We start from the raw sequence: 15,584 nt of genomic DNA on the forward strand, positions 1-15,584 counted from the left end.
TAACTATACCATCATAGGTATTAATTATAATTGTTGGTAATCTTTTTTCGTATCTTTGTCTATTAATAAGAATAAACAAAAACGATGGAACTTCCTATTTACTTAGATAATAATGCCACTACCCCTCTAGATCCTAGGGTTTTAGAAGCAATGCTACCTTATTTTACAAACAAGTTCGGTAACGCTGCCAGCCGTAATCACGCCTTTGGATGGGTTGCTGAAGAAGCTGTTGATTACTCTCGTGAGCAGGTAGCCAAATTAATTGGCTGTACAGAAAAAGAAATCATTTTTACTTCGGGTGCTACGGAAGCAGACAATCTGGGTATAAAAGGTGTTTTCGAGATGTATCAGGATAAAGGTAATCATATCATTACCGCTACAACTGAACACAAAGCTGTCTTAGATACTTGTAAACATCTGGAAAAAGCAGGTGCAAGAGTTACTTATCTTAAAGTTAAAGAAGATGGTCTTATTGATCTTCAGGAACTTGAAGCCGCGATGACCGATCAAACTATTCTTGTAACCATTATGTATGGAAACAATGAAATAGGTGTTGTTCAACCAATCAAAGAAATATCGGCAATTGCTCATAAACACGGTGCTTTATTCATGACAGATGCTACGCAGGCAGTTGGTAAAATCCCTGTCGATGTAAACGCAGACGGAATTGACTTAATGGCATTTTCTGCTCATAAAATGTACGGTCCTAAAGGTGTAGGTGTACTTTATGTACGTCGTAAAAACCCAAGAGTTAAGGTAACAGCACAAATGGACGGCGGTGGTCACGAACGCGGTATGCGTTCAGGAACATTAAACGTACCTGGTATTGTTGGTTTAGGTAAAGCTTGTGAACTTTGCCGTTTAGAGATGGATAGTGAAGCTAAACGTCTGTCTGGCCTTAGAGATAAACTTGAAGCTGCTCTTACTCAGCTCGAAGAAAGCTATGTAAACGGAAATGTAAACTACCGTTTACCTCATGTTGCTAATATTTCATTTAAATATGTTGAAGGAGAAGGCTTAATGATGGCGATGAAAGATCTTGCTGTATCATCAGGTTCAGCATGTACTTCAGCTTCTTTAGAACCTTCATACGTTTTAAAGAGCCTTGGATTATCTGATGATCTTGCGCACTCTTCTATCCGTTTCGGATTAGGTCGTTTTACAACTGAAGAAGAAATTGATTACGCAATCGAAAACACTAAAAAAGCAGTTAATCACCTTAGAGACCTTTCTCCACTTTGGGAAATGTTTAAAGAAGGCATAGACTTAAGTAAAATTGAGTGGGCTGAACATTAATAATGGCCCCTTAATTAATAAAAATATAAATCATCTCTGTTAACAGAGATTTAAAGTAAAATAAAATGGCATATTCAGAAAAAGTAATGGAACATTATACCAACCCTAGAAATGTTGGTACTTTAGATAAAGATAGTAAATCAGTTGGTACAGGCTTAGTTGGTGCACCTGAGTGTGGCGACGTAATGCGTTTACAAATTGAGGTAGATGAAAACAACGTAATTACAGATGCTAAATTCAAAACATTTGGATGTGGATCTGCAATTGCATCATCTTCATTAGCAACCGAATGGTTAAAAGGAAAAACTGTTGATGAAGCATTAACTATTGACAATATGGACATTGTTGAAGAACTGGCTTTACCTCCGGTAAAAATTCACTGTTCAGTATTGGCAGAGGATGCTATTAAATCAGCAATTAACGATTACCGTGTTAAAAACGGTATGGCACCATTTGAATTAGCTAAATCTCATCACTAGGTAAATATTACAGATGTAGCCGTATAAGCTACAATGTTTAACTAAAATGAGTATAATTTGGTATACATTTTGAATACCATTATTAGAATTAATACTATTTAAGACATGATCACGATAACAGATAAAGCAAAGAGCAAAATTGATCACCTTATGCAAGATGCGCATATGGATAGCAGCTATTTCTTACGCGTTTCAGTTAAAGGTGGTGGCTGTTCAGGATTATCATACAATCTAGACTTTGATAACGAAGAACAAAAGGGAGATCAGTTTTTTGAAGACAGAGGCATTAAAATAGCCCTGGATATGAAATCCTTTTTATACCTGGCAGGCACTGAACTTGATTTTTCTGATGGTTTAAATGGAAAAGGCTTTAATTTCAACAACCCAAATGCCAGCCGTTCCTGCGGTTGTGGAGAGAGTTTTTCTGTTTAACATACATTCACTATATTTGTAGAGGGCGCTTTTAGCGCCCTTTTTTATTATATAAAAGGCACCGATATGCTGGTTGCATTTTTAAAAGGAAAAGTTTATCATTGCTATAACAAGCTAACCAATCATATAATATGGTATCATTCAACGAGTCGGCTACGATTCCCAGTTTACTGCGAAATGTAGTTGAAAACATTCATAAACCGGAAGAAACCTTTCTTATAGACAAAAAGAGTACCGAGTGGGAAGAAATATCATTCAAAGAAACGCTCGACAATGCAGACGCAGTTTCAGTATTCTTTCTAAATAAAGGGATAAAGAAAGGTGATAGAATGGGACTAATGATAGAGAACTCTCCTGAATATGTCTATTATGATCAGGGGATACAGCAAATTGGAGCCATCAATACCTCTATATATCCTACCCTTTCAGAACACGAAGTAGAGTACATCATAAATGATTCAGGTATCAAAGCTATCTTAGTCGGGAATACCTTCTTATATAAGAAAATACTGAAAATTGCAGGTAACTGTCGGCAGTTAAAATATATCATTCCTACTTTTGCAGACTACACAAAGATTACCGTCTCTGAAGATCTGAATGTAGAAATCATAAGTTTTGAAGAAGTTCTTAATACTAAAAGCAATCTGACGGAGGGCAAATTAACAGCAATAAAAGCGCTCAGGGATGCACTTAGTCCTTCAGATATTTCTGCATTAATTTATACTTCGGGCACTACGGGAACTCCAAAGGGCGTAATGCTTTCTCATAGTAATTTCGTTGAAAATGTTAAGGTATGTTTACAACAAATCCCCGTTATTGATGAGACTGAAACATTCTTATCATTTTTGCCTTTATCTCACGTTTTTGAGCGCACTGCAACTTATCATGTTTGCTGTGCACAGGGCTGCAAAATTGCCTTTGCCCAAAGCTTAGAACTACTGGCAAAAAATATGGGTGAAATAAAGCCCACTGTAATGAATTGCGTTCCCAGATTATTAGAAAGGATTCATGACAAGGCCATAAAAAGTGGTACAGCAGGAGACGGATTAAAGTCTAAAATCTTTCTTTGGGCCCTGGAAACAGGCAAGAACTATCGTCAGGAAAAAGAAGCCGGAAGATCACCTGGCATCTTTCTTTCAGCAAAGCGTTCAATAGCCGAGAAACTTGTTTTTAGTAAAATAAAGGAGAAAACAGGTGGCAGATTAAAATTTATGATCTCGGGTGGGGCGGCTTTACCTAAAAACGTTGGCGAATTCTTTGGAAATCTTGACATCAAAATACTTGAAGGCTTTGGGCTGACAGAAACATCACCGGTTATGTCTGTTACCGAATATCACAGGCAGGTATATGGAACAGTTGGTCGTGTAATTCCTGGTATTGAAATCGGTATACAGGATGTAGAAACCAAAGAAATGATCAACATCCAAACACATGAATCTTTTGACCCTAATTTTGAGTGTGCAGAAGGAGAAATAATTGTTCGAGGTCACTGTGTTATGCAGGGTTATTTCAATAAGCCAGCTGAAACTGCCGAAGCTATTGACAAACACAATTGGTTTCATACAGGTGATATTGGCAGATTCTACAGAGGCAATTTACAAATCACAGATCGACTAAAGAACATGATCGTGAATGCTTACGGGAAGAATGTTTATCCTACTCCAGTGGAAAACATCTATCTTAAAAGTCTTAAAATAGATCAGTTGTTTTTAATTGGCGATAAAAGAGAATATCTTACTGCAATTATCATCCCCAACAAAGAGAACCTTCAGGAAACATTTAAACTTCCCGAGTCATTTTTTCAAAAGCCGGAAGTTTTTATAAAAGAAAAAGAAATTATAGACTGGATAGGTCAGGACATTAAAAAGTTTTCAGGAGAACTTGCGAAATTTGAAAGAATTAAGAATTTTAAAGTTAAACGCAATCCCTTTAGTATTGAGGAGGGTGAAATAACACCAACCTTAAAAGCCAAAAGGAAAGTTCTTGAAAAAAAATATGCAGACACTATTAACGAAATGTATACTGAATCAGTTGAGGCAGATTAATATATTCTGATTTGTGCTGAATATTCCTATTTAATACAGACAAAAAATGCTGTAAATACCTATTTTTGCATAATTTTAAAAATACAATACAAATAAAATTATACGGCTTATTGCCGGATACAAGAGATATATGAGTACAGGACTATCAGAATTAGAATTATTACGCCGTAATTCACTAAATCAATTGCGTGAATTAGGGATAAATCCCTACCCTGCCGAAGCATTTGAAATAAACGCAAATGCTGCAGATATTTTAGCGAACTATGAGCGGGATAAAACGGCATATAAGAATATCAGCATAGCCGGCAGGATAATGACCCGCCGTATTATGGGAAGTGCTTCATTTGTCGAAATACAAGACGCTACAGGAAGAATACAAGTCTATTTAAAAAGGGATGATCTTTGTCCGGATGAAGACAAGACGCTTTACAATACAGTTTTCAAAAAACTACTTGACCTTGGAGATTTTATAGGTGTTAAAGGTTATGTTTTCACAACTCAAACCGGTGAAATCTCTATTCATGTTACAGAGTTCAAACTCCTTTCTAAAGCATTAAAACCTTTACCAATAGTTAAACGTGACGAAGATGGTAATATATATGACGGATTTACCGATCCTGAATTACGATACAGACAACGTTATGTTGATTTAACTGTAAACCCTGGCTTTAAACAAATCTTTATTAACCGCTCTAAGGTAATCAACACCATGAGAAGTTATTTTGATGACCAGGGATGGATGGAAGTGGAGACTCCTATATTACAATCTATTCATGGTGGTGCTGCTGCACGTCCTTTTACTACACACCATAATACATTAGATATGCCGCTATACCTTCGTATAGCCAATGAGCTTTATTTAAAAAGGCTTATTGTGGCAGGATTCGACGGTGTATATGAGTTCGGTAAAATGTTCAGAAATGAAGGTATGGATCGTACTCATAATCCTGAGTACACCGCCATGGAAATCTATGTAGCCTATAAAGACTATATCTGGATGATGGCCATGGTTGAAGAATGTCTTGAAAAGATTGCGGTAACTATTCATGGATCTCCGGTTGTAAAGGTTGGTGAACATGAGATAAACTTTGAAGGTCCTTATGAAAAAATGACCATGTATGAGTCAATACAAAAGTATACAGGCATAGATGTTTCTAACATGACTGAAGAGGAATTAAAAGAAACCTGTAAAAGTCTCAATATCGAAATAGACACATCAATGGGTCGTGGTAAGCTTATTGATGAATTGTTTAGTGAGAAAGTTGAAGCAAACCTGATCCAACCTACATATATTACTGACTACCCTATAGAGATGACTCCTCTTGCTAAAAAACACAGAAGCAAAGAAGGTCTGGTAGAAAGATTTGAATTATTTGTAATGGGTAAAGAAATTGGTAATGCTTATTCAGAACTTAACGACCCCATCGATCAAAAAGAGCGCTTCGAAGATCAGCTCAAATTAGCAGACAGAGGTGATGACGAAGCCATGGCTATGGACGATGATTTTATCAGAGCCCTTGAGTACGGAATGCCACCTACCTCAGGATTAGGAATAGGTATAGACAGATTAGTAATGTTGATGACTAACCAGTCTACCATCCAGGAAGTGCTGTTCTTCCCTCAAATGAGACCAGAGAAAAAAGCCAAGCTAACTACCGATGAAGATTTCGTAAATGCAGGTATTCCGGCTGAATGGGTTCAGGTAATTAGAAAAATGGGAATCAATACAATTGAAGAGTTAAAAGGCGCAAACCCAAACAAGGTTTTTAATGATCTCGGAGGAATGCGCAAGAAACTTAAGCTAGAATTAACCATGCCTTCAAAAGAAGACGTAACTGCTTGGTTTTCTTAACATAGAGATAACATAAACTTAAAGGCTTGCTACATAAAAACTTAGCGGGCCTTTTCTATTTTTAGGGCATATTAAAATTGATAAATTATGAACAGTTCAAGCCTTGAAATAACAGAAAAAGAATACTGCATAAAGCTAAGTAAAGAAGCATTTGACTTGACGTTGATCCGCCAGCTGATCACAAGAATACAATCAGAGCAATTGTTCTTTAGCAGAAAGAAAGATTATCTTGAAGATGATATCATCAGCAGAAATTCAGAGAATTATGAACCTAATGAAAACTTTGACAGATTAAGCGAAAAATAAAAAGCCACATTTGCATGTGGCTTTAAGCTTTTCTTTATCTGTATCTAACCTGTTGTTGTCTATCCATCATTCCAAGCTGATCCTTCATTTGTTTTATCTGATCAGCAAGTAATTTATTTTTATCTGCCTTTTTTGCCTCGGTCAGATACATTTGGGCTTCCCTTTTATTTCTTTTTGCCATTGATATACCAGCTAAACTTAATTTAGCCAAGGCAATATTATGGTCCATATGTAAACCTAAAGAAAGTGCTTTCTTGAAATATTTTTCTGATTGCATAGGAGCCTTTCGTGATTCAATAAGACCTATCAAAAGGTTATAATAACCTTGCTGAACCCTGATCAGTTGCTTTTCATAATTGGTGATTCTTTTCAGGAAAACTTCGGCCTTAACCATATTGTCTTTTCTTAAAAACCACTGAGCAAGTAACATATTCTCATTATAAAAATATGTAACAAGAATCAGGATACTTATAAAAATCCCCAGAATACCCCATCCCCAAAAACTGAAGAACATAAGGGCAATGGAAGCTCCCAACACAACAAAACCTAAAATAAGACGAACTATATTTGGCATATCCTTTTATAATTTTTTTTGCAAATATCGTGTTTAAATACCAAAAAACAGATTTAAAATTATAATTTCAGCAAAAAAGAAATGATGTTCCTTTCATGTTTTACCTAAAGATTTTCAAAATATGAATAGATTTGCAAATCTTTAATTATGGAAAACACAGCACAGCATATTAATAAGCAAATAGAAGACTCCTCAACAGGTGAAATCATTCTATTAAATACCTGTACCCGAGATGCTGTAACAACATTTCCAGCTATGAGGGAAAAGTATGATAACGAGTACCCCAAATATAGTCCTGAATCTGCTGCATTAGGCGAGTTGCAACCTTTATTAGCAAACAAAACTATTACCATTGTTTTAGGAACATGGTGTGGCGATAGTCGTGAACAATTGCCTCATTTTCTAAAAACTATAGATACATTGTCTCCTGATAAAAAAAGCATAACTTTTATCTGTGTGGATAGAACAAAAAAAACGGAAAATGGGTTATTAGATAACTTAAATATAGATCGCGTACCAACCTTTATTATTTATGATAATGGAAAAGAGCTCGGTCGGATTATTGAAAAACCAATTATAAGTATTGAAGAAGATTTGGTACTTATATTATCAAAAAACTAATATGTCGATTACTTTAGAAAAGAGCTGGCTTAAAGAACTAGATGCCGAATTTGAAAAAAGCTATATGAAAGATCTAAAAGCTTTCTTGGAACAGGAAAAACAAAAAGGCATTACAGTATACCCTAAAGGATCAGATATTTTCAATGCACTAGATCACACTCCATTCGATAAAGTTAAAGTAGTGATCCTAGGACAAGATCCTTATCATGGACAGGGACAGGCTCATGGCTTATCCTTTTCAGTTCAAAAAGATATTACAATTCCGCCTTCCTTAAAGAACATTTATAAAGAACTTGCTACCGATGTTGAAGGATTTTCTATTCCTACTCATGGTAATTTAACCAAATGGGCAGATGAAGGAGTTTTATTACTCAATGCAACTTTAACGGTAAGAGCCCACGAAGCAGCTTCTCATCAGGGTAAGGGCTGGGAAATATTTACCGACAAAATAATAAGTCAGCTATCTGAACATAGAAAAGGACTCGTTTTTCTTTTATGGGGTAGATATGCTCAAAATAAATCGGCATTAATTGATCAGACCAAACACACTATTTTGACAGCAGCCCATCCCTCTCCTTTCTCGGCATATAATGGATTTTTTGGGTGCAGGCATTTTTCTAAGGCCAACGCCATTTTAGAAAAACAAAGTCTTAGTGCAATTGACTGGCAAATTGTCTAAAAGAAATTAGTATTCCAAAGGAACGATTGGTTCCTTTTTGGTAGTAGACATGATCATCATTGTCTGAAAAGTTTTAACTACAGATATTTTACTGATCTTATCCATGATTAAACGTTCATAAGCTTTAATGTCATTAACGTAAACTTTAAGTAAGAAATCAGCTTGTCCTGTAACGTGGTGACATTCTGTAATTTCTTTAATCTGATTTACCTCATCTAAAAAGATCTGTATGGTATTATTTTTATGAAAATCAAGTTGAACCTGAATAAAAGTTTTAATACCCAAACCTAATTTCTCTTCGTCGACCAAGGCATGGTAGCTTTTGATAAATCCTGACATCTCTAATTTACGTACCCTTTCCAATGTAGGAGCTGGAGAAAGTCCTATCTCCTGAGATAACAATAAATTAGTTATCCTTCCATTTTCCTGTAGTAATTTAAGAATTTTAAAATCAGTTTTATCTAGTTCTGCTGCCATTAGTTTTATTAATATTATGCAAAGGTAGAATAAGAATGCGTTACATACCAAATTTTATTCTAAAAATGTTACAATTATTTACAGTTTATTTCTTAATATTTTTTTAGATTTGTCTAAACTTATAGTTAGGCAACCATAAATGCAATCATTCACAGAGGAAAACTATCTTAAAATCATTTATCACCTTTCGCTTAATACTGAAAGCACGGTACAAACCAATGCTATAGCTGAAAGAATACAGACTAAAGCGGCTTCGGTTACCGATATGATAAAGAAATTGGCTGACAAAAAATTAGTTGACTATAAAAGATATCAGGGAGTAAAACTTACAGAATCAGGAAAAAACGCAGCAATTAACATTGTAAGAAGACACCGGCTCTGGGAAGTGTTTCTTGTAGAGAAACTGAATTTTAAATGGGACGAAGTTCATGATATAGCCGAAGAGTTAGAGCATATTAAATCTCCCGAACTTATTGAACGTTTAGATGAATTCCTCGCTTTCCCCAGAAATGACCCACATGGCGATCCTATACCAGATAAAAACGGAAAGCTTGATAATACAGTATTTATAAAATTATCTAAACTCAAGACCGGAGACAAAGGCCTGATTATGGGAGTTAGTGAACATTCATCCCTCTTTTTACAACATCTCGAAAAAATAGGCCTCACACTAGGTAAGCAAATAAGAATTACGGAAATCACAGATTTTGATGGTTCTTTAGAGCTAAGTATGGAAAACAAACACATTAATGTAAGCCGGGAAGTGGCAAAACACATCCTCATTAAAATATACCATGAAAAAACCTGAAACCAACGCAAAGAATTCCGGCTCGTTAAGTGAAGTACATCAGAGTGTTGATACCAGCAAAAGAACGGGTTGGCGACGTATCCTTTCTTTTATTGGCCCTGCTTACCTGGTAAGTGTTGGCTATATGGATCCAGGAAATTGGGCTACAGATATTGCTGGCGGCAGTAAATTTGGCTATCAGCTGATCTGGATCTTGTTAATGTCTAACCTCATTGCATTGCTTCTGCAATCCCTTAGCGCCCGTCTGGGTATTGTGAGAGGTCTAGATCTTGCGCAAGCCTCAAGAAACGGCTATCCAAAATGGGTAAATATTCCACTTTTTGGCCTGGCACAAACTGCAATTATAGCATGTGACCTTGCTGAGATTATAGGTATGGCAATTGGTTTAAACTTATTGTTTGGTTTGCCTTTAATCTGGGGAATTAGTTTAACCATTTTTGATACAGTACTCCTTCTTTTCTTACTGAATAAAGGAATGCGCAAAATGGAAGCCTTTATTGTATCAATGGTTTTTATAGTAGGCGTTTCATTTTTAGTAGAGATGTTCATAGTAGAGCCATCCTTAAAAGAAATTGCAAGAGGCTTTGAGCCAACTATGCTATCAGGAGAAGCATTATATATAGCCATTGGTATCATTGGTGCAACTGTGATGCCGCATAACCTATATCTGCACTCGTCACTGGTTCAGACCAGAAAATTTGAAAGAGATAATAAAGGGATCAAGGAAGCCATTAAGTTTAATTTCATTGATACAGCCGTAGCTTTAAACCTCGCATTCTTTGTAAATGCTGCCATTTTAATTCTTGCAGCTGCTGCATTCTATAAAAACGGTTTACATGAGGTTGCGGAAATTCAAGATGCCCATAAACTACTTCAAAACATTTTCGGCAATGTTGCTCCAGCTCTTTTTGCCATCGCATTAATCGCCGCAGGACAAAGTTCTACGGTAACCGGTACTTTGGCCGGGCAAATTGTAATGGAAGGCCACTTAAAGCTTCGTATAGAGCCATGGTTACGTCGATTAATTACACGCTTACTGGCAATTATACCAGCTTTTTTTACTATATTATGGTTTGGTAATGATGCTTTAGGTGGTTTATTGATCTTAAGTCAGGTCGTATTAAGTCTTCAACTCGGCTTTGCAGTAATCCCACTAATCCACTTCACATCAGACAAGCGCACGATGAAAGGATTCGCCATCAAAACATGGGTAAAAATTCTAGCTTGGGGAAGCTCCATCGTTATCGTTTCCTTAAACGTCAAACTAGTTGTAGAAGAAATTAAGACCTGGGGTGCTGATGGTGGTTGGTATGTTTATGCTATAATAGTTCCATTAGCTATACTTATTGGATTGCTTTTATTATATGTTTTCATATATCCACTAATCAGTAAAATTAAACGTGAGCAAAATGTAACTCCACATGGCAGTGCCCTTAATATTGATGAGGTTGAAAAAATCCACTACAAAAAAATCGGTATTACTGTCGATTTTTCTAAGAATGACAGAAACACCATAAGGCATGCTTTAATCCAAGGGGGCAAACAAGCCAACTATCATTTAATCCACGTGGTTGAAACAGCTGTAGCTCGCTACCATGGAGAATCAGCATTAGATTATGAAACACAAAGCGACACAGAAAATCTGGAAAAATACCGTAGTAACTTGGCGGAACTTGGATACAAAGCCACCATCCATATTGGCTATGGAGGTACGGTAAAAGCAATTGTAGATATTACGAACGAAAGCAACCTTGAACTGCTTGTTATGGGTGCCCATGGACATAAAGGCTTAAAGGATCTAATACTTGGAACTACAGTGAATTCTGTACGTCATAAAGTGACTATTCCAGTGCTTATTGTGAGATAAAATTGAGATATTAGCGGATTCTTATGAAGAACGATATCCAGATTAAAAATAAAAGAGCCTATTTTGATTACCACATTATTGAAAAATATAATGCAGGAATTGCTTTATTAGGCACAGAAATAAAAGCCATCAGACAGGGTAAGGCCAATATGTCTGATGCATTTTGCATGTTTATAGGCAATACACTATACGTAAGAAACCTACACATTTCAGAGTACAGCCATAGTTCATTTCACCACCACGATATTAAACGCGACAGGGCACTTCTTTTACAAAAAAAAGAAATTAAAAAACTTAAAGTAAAAGGCGAAGAAAAGGGCTACACTATTGTCCCGTTACGTATTTTCACCAATGAAAGAGGATTTGCTAAGATAGAGATTGCATTGGCACAAGGTAAAAAAGAATTCGACAAGAGAGATAGTATAAAAGACAGAGAATCGAAAAGAGAAATGGACAGGGCTATGAAATTCTAACAGCCCTGCAAAAAATTACCAGGCCTGATCTCCAACCAGGGGTACAAACCTAAAGGTGTCCAATTCTATCCTTTCATAATCGGTTTCGCTTACACGAATTACAGTTACCATTTTTTGTGAATGCTCATCACCTACAGGAATTACTAAAATCCCTCCTACTTTAAGTTGTTTAAGCAATATCTCTGGCACGAAGGGAGCCCCCGCTGTTACAATGATTTTATGATAGGGTGCATGATCAGCAATCCCTTTTGATCCATCGCCAAAAAAGAAATGAGCATTGTATCCCATTCCAGGCAAAACCCGTATGGTGTGTCTATAGATGCTTTCCTGCCGCTCAATAGTATAGACATTAGCCCCAAGCTCCATTAAAATACAAGTTTGATAGCCAGATCCAGTACCAATTTCAAGAACCTTATCTCCCTTTTTTATATGCAATAATTCACTTTGATAAGCAACTGTATAAGGTTGCGAAATAGTTTGTCCGTCGCCAATTGGAAAAGCAATATCTTTATACGCCTGATTCCAGAAAGTTTCATCAAAAAAGAAATGACGAGGCACCTTACCTATAGCTTTCAACACCCTTTTATCAGTAATACCTCTTGCTTCAAGGTGTTCAACTAATTTCTTTCTCGCTCCCTTTTCTCTGTAATTGTCAACAAACTTATACGCCATAGCACCCCAAAATTAGCCTTTTCAAATCTAATAAAGTTAATTATTTAGCTCTAAAAAGTTAAAAAAAGGCTAATACGCACAAAATCAATCCCAATAAAAACTAGTATGGATCAACATCCACCTGAATGTTTACTGCGCGATAGTCTTTTTCCGATTGAAATTGAACAATGGTATCTTTCAATATCGTCTTTACCTTTTGCACCGAAGTATTTTTATCACTCTTAATAATTACTTGTTTGATGTAGTAATTCCTGACACGTGACACTAATGGTTGTTCGGGCCCAAGTACTCTCCCGCCTAGCTGCCCTTTAAGAATGTTCGCAAACTTCTGCGAGGCCACATTTAAAAGATCAGCATCTTTATGCTTTATATTAATAAAGATGAGTCTTGTAAATGGAGGATAATTAAATTGCCTGCGTTCTGCAAGTTCCTCATTATACATCTCCAGGTATTTATTATCTATAACCTGATTAATAATTCTATGGTTATCATCATAGGCCTGTATAATTACTTTACCCTGTTTATCCCTTCTACCGGCCCTACCTGCAACCTGCGCCAACAGTTGATAACTTCTTTCAAAAGCCCGAAAATCAGGATAATTCAAAAGTGTATCAGCATTAATTACTCCAATTAGCGTCACATTATCAAAGTCCAATCCTTTAGCAACCATCTGTGTGCCGATCAAAATATCTGTCTTTTTCTCTTGAAAATCAGAAATGATCTGCTGCAATCCATTCTTAGTACGTGTACTATCTACATCCAACCGGGAGATTTTTGCTTCAGGAAAAATCAAACTCAGCTCTTCTTCCACCCTTTCAGTACCAAATCCTTTCTGTTCAATGTGAACCGACCCGCAGGCCGGACAAATGTTAATACTACTTTGATGATAACCGCAATAATGACAATGTAATTTCCCACTTGTTTTGTGATAAGTTAAACTCACATCACAATTTACACACTTAGGTGCATAACCACAGGTACCACAAATTAGGATGGTGGCATAGCCCCGTCTATTTTGAAACAAAATTACCTGCTCCTTATTTTCCAATGTAAAAGCAATCTCATCAATCAACTTAGTTGAAAAATAAGAAACCATTTTCTTGCGTTTCGTTTCTTCGGAAATACTAATTACTTCCTGTAAAGGTAAATCAACCCCACCAAACCTTTCGGTAATTGTTACAAGACCATACTTACCGCTAATCGCATTGTAATAGCTTTCAATAGATGGTGTAGCAGACCCAAGCACAATTTTAGCCTGATGCAGATGTGCCAGATAAACTGCCGCATCCCTAGCCTGATATCTTGGTGACGGATCATGTTGCTTATAAGAAGATTCATGTTCTTCGTCAACCACAATTAACTTCAATTCTTTAAAAGGCAGAAATACCGCAGAACGAGCGCCCAGAACCACGCGATATTTGCCATTTAATACCTTATTCCAAATCTCGACCCGCTCGTTATTATTGAACTTAGAATGGTAAACACCAATAGCATCTCCAAAATAACGCTGTATGCGTTCTACTATTTGAGTAGTTAAAGCAATTTCAGGTAATAAGAACAATACCTGTCCTCCTGTTTCAATTGCTTTTTCAATCAGTTTTATATATATCTGTGTTTTTCCTGATGCAGTTACACCATGCAATAACATAACGTCCTTAGCGAGGAAGCCGTCTTCTATTTCTTGTAAAGCTTTATTTTGAGCTTCGCTAAGTTCAAAATTTAGCACAAAATCATCAGCATTTTCCATTAGTCTGCTAACCGGACGCTTGTATATTGCAAAAATTTCTTTATCTACAAGCGTTTTAAGGGCCGCTGTGCCACAAGCACTCTCTTCAAGCAATTGTTGCTTTGAAATAGTAGTCTGCTGCTTAGAAAGCTTTAGATAAGCCAAAAGCGCATTCAATTGTTTAGGTGCCCTCTCTAAAATCGAAAACAGGTGCTTTAAGTTCTCCTCCTCATTGTAAAATGGCTGCAGAGAAACAAATGACTTTAACAGAGGTTTATATTTCTCTACCACTTCTTCGGCGATATAAACCATTCCTTTGCCCAGCAAGGAATTAATGATCGGGTAAACTGTTTTTTGTCCCAATAATGCCGATACATCATCGATAGTTAATCTTGGTCTGCTTCTTAAGGCATTTAAAATGATTTGCTCCTTATCTGTAAAAACAATCTCCTGAATAACACCGTCGTCATCAGAAAGTGGACTTTCCTCTTTCAATACGATGATCGTTTCACTTGCCAGTTTCAGGCCGGTTGGCAATGCAGCCGACAGTACATCACCTTCATTACATAAGTAATAAGAAGTCATCCAATCCCATAAATTTAACTGTTCAGCGGTAATGATCGGATAAGTATCAACAACATCAATAATGTATTTAGCCTCATAAACTTCGGGGGCTTCTTTACTGATACTTTTAACTAAGGCTGTATAGATTTTATTCTTCCCGAACTGAACTACTACACGTTTACCGACCGCTATCTGATCATTTAACTCAAAAGGAACACGGTAAATATAATTTTTGGACAGTGAAAGAGGTAAAATGACCTCAATAAAGAGTGTCTCTCTTTCAACAAATTCCGGATCAAGAAAATCCAACATTATTTACTTTTTAAAGCCGCTAAAAGCAACGACAACCAGCCAAGAATCAACAACAAACCTCCAATAGGAGTTACCGGACCAATGTAATTTACAAAACCAATGTTTGTAACACTGCGTGTTGCAAGTAAGTATAATGACCCGGAAAACAGCAATATACCAAACGTAAAAAAGCCATATGCCAGGTTTATAAATTTGCCTTGCCCAGCTTCCCGACCTTTAAATTGAGCAAGAAAAAGCAATGCGAAGGTATGATAAAACTGATACTCCACTCCTTTTGCCCAGATCTCAATAGAGCCGGCATCCAATACATTCTTTAAGCCATGTGCACCAAAAGCTCCAAGCATTACTGCAATAGCTCCAAATAATGATGCAGTTATCAATATACGTTTATCCATTATATT

At 36.5% G+C, this 15,584-nt stretch carries 16 protein-coding genes; 11 read left to right on the forward strand and 5 right to left on the reverse strand.

Translation table 11 applies throughout. The features are described 5' to 3' along the window. Positions 1-84: 84 nt before the first annotated feature. The 6 genes from AC6CH7_RS06010 (at position 85) to AC6CH7_RS06035 (ending at position 6,410) form a co-directional block, all read left to right on the forward strand. Complete coding sequence (locus AC6CH7_RS06010; RefSeq protein WP_498261831.1) at positions 85-1,296, forward strand: IscS subfamily cysteine desulfurase; 1,212 nt, start codon at positions 85-87, stop codon at positions 1,294-1,296. Between the two features lie 65 nt (positions 1,297-1,361). Continuing rightward, the gene (gene iscU, locus AC6CH7_RS06015; RefSeq protein ID WP_048906625.1) at positions 1,362-1,775 is read left to right on the forward strand and encodes a Fe-S cluster assembly scaffold IscU; all 414 of its coding nucleotides are present in this window, start codon (positions 1,362-1,364) and stop codon (positions 1,773-1,775) included. 105 nt (positions 1,776-1,880) lie between these two features. Further along, complete coding sequence (locus AC6CH7_RS06020) at positions 1,881-2,207, forward strand: HesB/IscA family protein (protein ID WP_068892349.1); 327 nt, start codon at positions 1,881-1,883, stop codon at positions 2,205-2,207. A 131-nt stretch (positions 2,208-2,338) separates the two neighbouring features. After that, positions 2,339-4,252, forward strand: coding sequence for an AMP-dependent synthetase/ligase (locus tag AC6CH7_RS06025; RefSeq protein ID WP_498261832.1), 1,914 nt, complete (start codon positions 2,339-2,341; stop codon positions 4,250-4,252). 130 nt (positions 4,253-4,382) lie between these two features. Further along, positions 4,383-6,104: a lysine--tRNA ligase gene (lysS, locus tag AC6CH7_RS06030; RefSeq protein WP_498261833.1), complete on the forward strand. Its 1,722-nt coding sequence runs from the start codon at positions 4,383-4,385 to the stop codon at positions 6,102-6,104. Positions 6,105-6,191: 87 nt separating this feature from the next. Continuing rightward, positions 6,192-6,410 carry a hypothetical protein gene (locus tag AC6CH7_RS06035; RefSeq protein ID WP_048906629.1) on the forward strand — a complete coding sequence of 73 codons (219 nt, stop codon included), beginning with the start codon at positions 6,192-6,194 and terminating at the stop codon, positions 6,408-6,410. 34 nt (positions 6,411-6,444) lie between these two features. On the opposite strand, the gene AC6CH7_RS06040 is transcribed toward AC6CH7_RS06035, so the two are convergent. Then, positions 6,445-6,984, reverse strand: a complete 540-nt coding sequence (locus AC6CH7_RS06040; protein ID WP_172659844.1) for a DUF2892 domain-containing protein — start codon at positions 6,982-6,984, stop codon at positions 6,445-6,447. 147 nt (positions 6,985-7,131) lie between these two features. Between AC6CH7_RS06040 and AC6CH7_RS06045 the strand changes: the two genes are divergently transcribed. Next, positions 7,132-7,605 carry a thioredoxin family protein gene (locus AC6CH7_RS06045; protein ID WP_498261834.1) on the forward strand — a complete coding sequence of 158 codons (474 nt, stop codon included), beginning with the start codon at positions 7,132-7,134 and terminating at the stop codon, positions 7,603-7,605. A 1-nt stretch (position 7,606) separates the two neighbouring features. Then, positions 7,607-8,284, forward strand: coding sequence for a uracil-DNA glycosylase (gene ung, locus AC6CH7_RS06050; RefSeq protein ID WP_498261835.1), 678 nt, complete (start codon positions 7,607-7,609; stop codon positions 8,282-8,284). A gap of 6 nt (positions 8,285-8,290) precedes the next feature. Here ung and AC6CH7_RS06055 read toward each other — a convergent pair whose 3' ends face one another. Beyond that, complete coding sequence (locus AC6CH7_RS06055; protein WP_048906633.1) at positions 8,291-8,761, reverse strand: Lrp/AsnC family transcriptional regulator; 471 nt, start codon at positions 8,759-8,761, stop codon at positions 8,291-8,293. A gap of 139 nt (positions 8,762-8,900) precedes the next feature. Here AC6CH7_RS06055 and AC6CH7_RS06060 point away from each other — a divergent pair, with 139 nt between their 5' ends. From AC6CH7_RS06060 to smpB, 3 genes are read left to right on the forward strand one after another with little or no spacing between them, the layout of a single operon-like run. Then, positions 8,901-9,569 carry a metal-dependent transcriptional regulator gene (locus AC6CH7_RS06060; RefSeq protein WP_498261836.1) on the forward strand — a complete coding sequence of 223 codons (669 nt, stop codon included), beginning with the start codon at positions 8,901-8,903 and terminating at the stop codon, positions 9,567-9,569. After that, entirely contained in the window at positions 9,556-11,436 is a 1,881-nt protein-coding gene (locus AC6CH7_RS06065; RefSeq protein ID WP_498261837.1) for an Nramp family divalent metal transporter, read from the forward strand. Before AC6CH7_RS06060 ends, AC6CH7_RS06065 begins: the two co-directional genes overlap by 14 nt. A 23-nt stretch (positions 11,437-11,459) precedes the next feature. After that, positions 11,460-11,909, forward strand: a complete 450-nt coding sequence (gene smpB / locus AC6CH7_RS06070; RefSeq protein WP_172659839.1) for an SsrA-binding protein SmpB — start codon at positions 11,460-11,462, stop codon at positions 11,907-11,909. A gap of 15 nt (positions 11,910-11,924) precedes the next feature. On the opposite strand, the gene AC6CH7_RS06075 is transcribed toward smpB, so the two are convergent. The 3 genes from AC6CH7_RS06075 to AC6CH7_RS06085 all read right to left on the reverse strand — a co-directional run bounded on the left by AC6CH7_RS06075 (position 11,925) and on the right by AC6CH7_RS06085 (position 15,578). Beyond that, positions 11,925-12,581 (reverse strand): protein-L-isoaspartate(D-aspartate) O-methyltransferase, encoded by a 657-nt coding sequence (locus AC6CH7_RS06075; protein WP_498261838.1) that lies wholly within the window; start codon positions 12,579-12,581, stop codon positions 11,925-11,927. Between the two features lie 100 nt (positions 12,582-12,681). Then, positions 12,682-15,183: a replication restart helicase PriA gene (gene priA / locus AC6CH7_RS06080; protein WP_498261839.1), complete on the reverse strand. Its 2,502-nt coding sequence runs from the start codon at positions 15,181-15,183 to the stop codon at positions 12,682-12,684. Further along, on the reverse strand, positions 15,183-15,578 hold the full coding sequence (locus tag AC6CH7_RS06085) for a DUF423 domain-containing protein (RefSeq protein WP_498261840.1): 396 nt from the start codon (positions 15,576-15,578) through the stop codon (positions 15,183-15,185). Before AC6CH7_RS06085 ends, priA begins: the two co-directional genes overlap by 1 nt. Positions 15,579-15,584: the final 6 nt, after the last annotated feature.

The organism is Pedobacter sp. GQ55 (assembly GCF_059758925.1).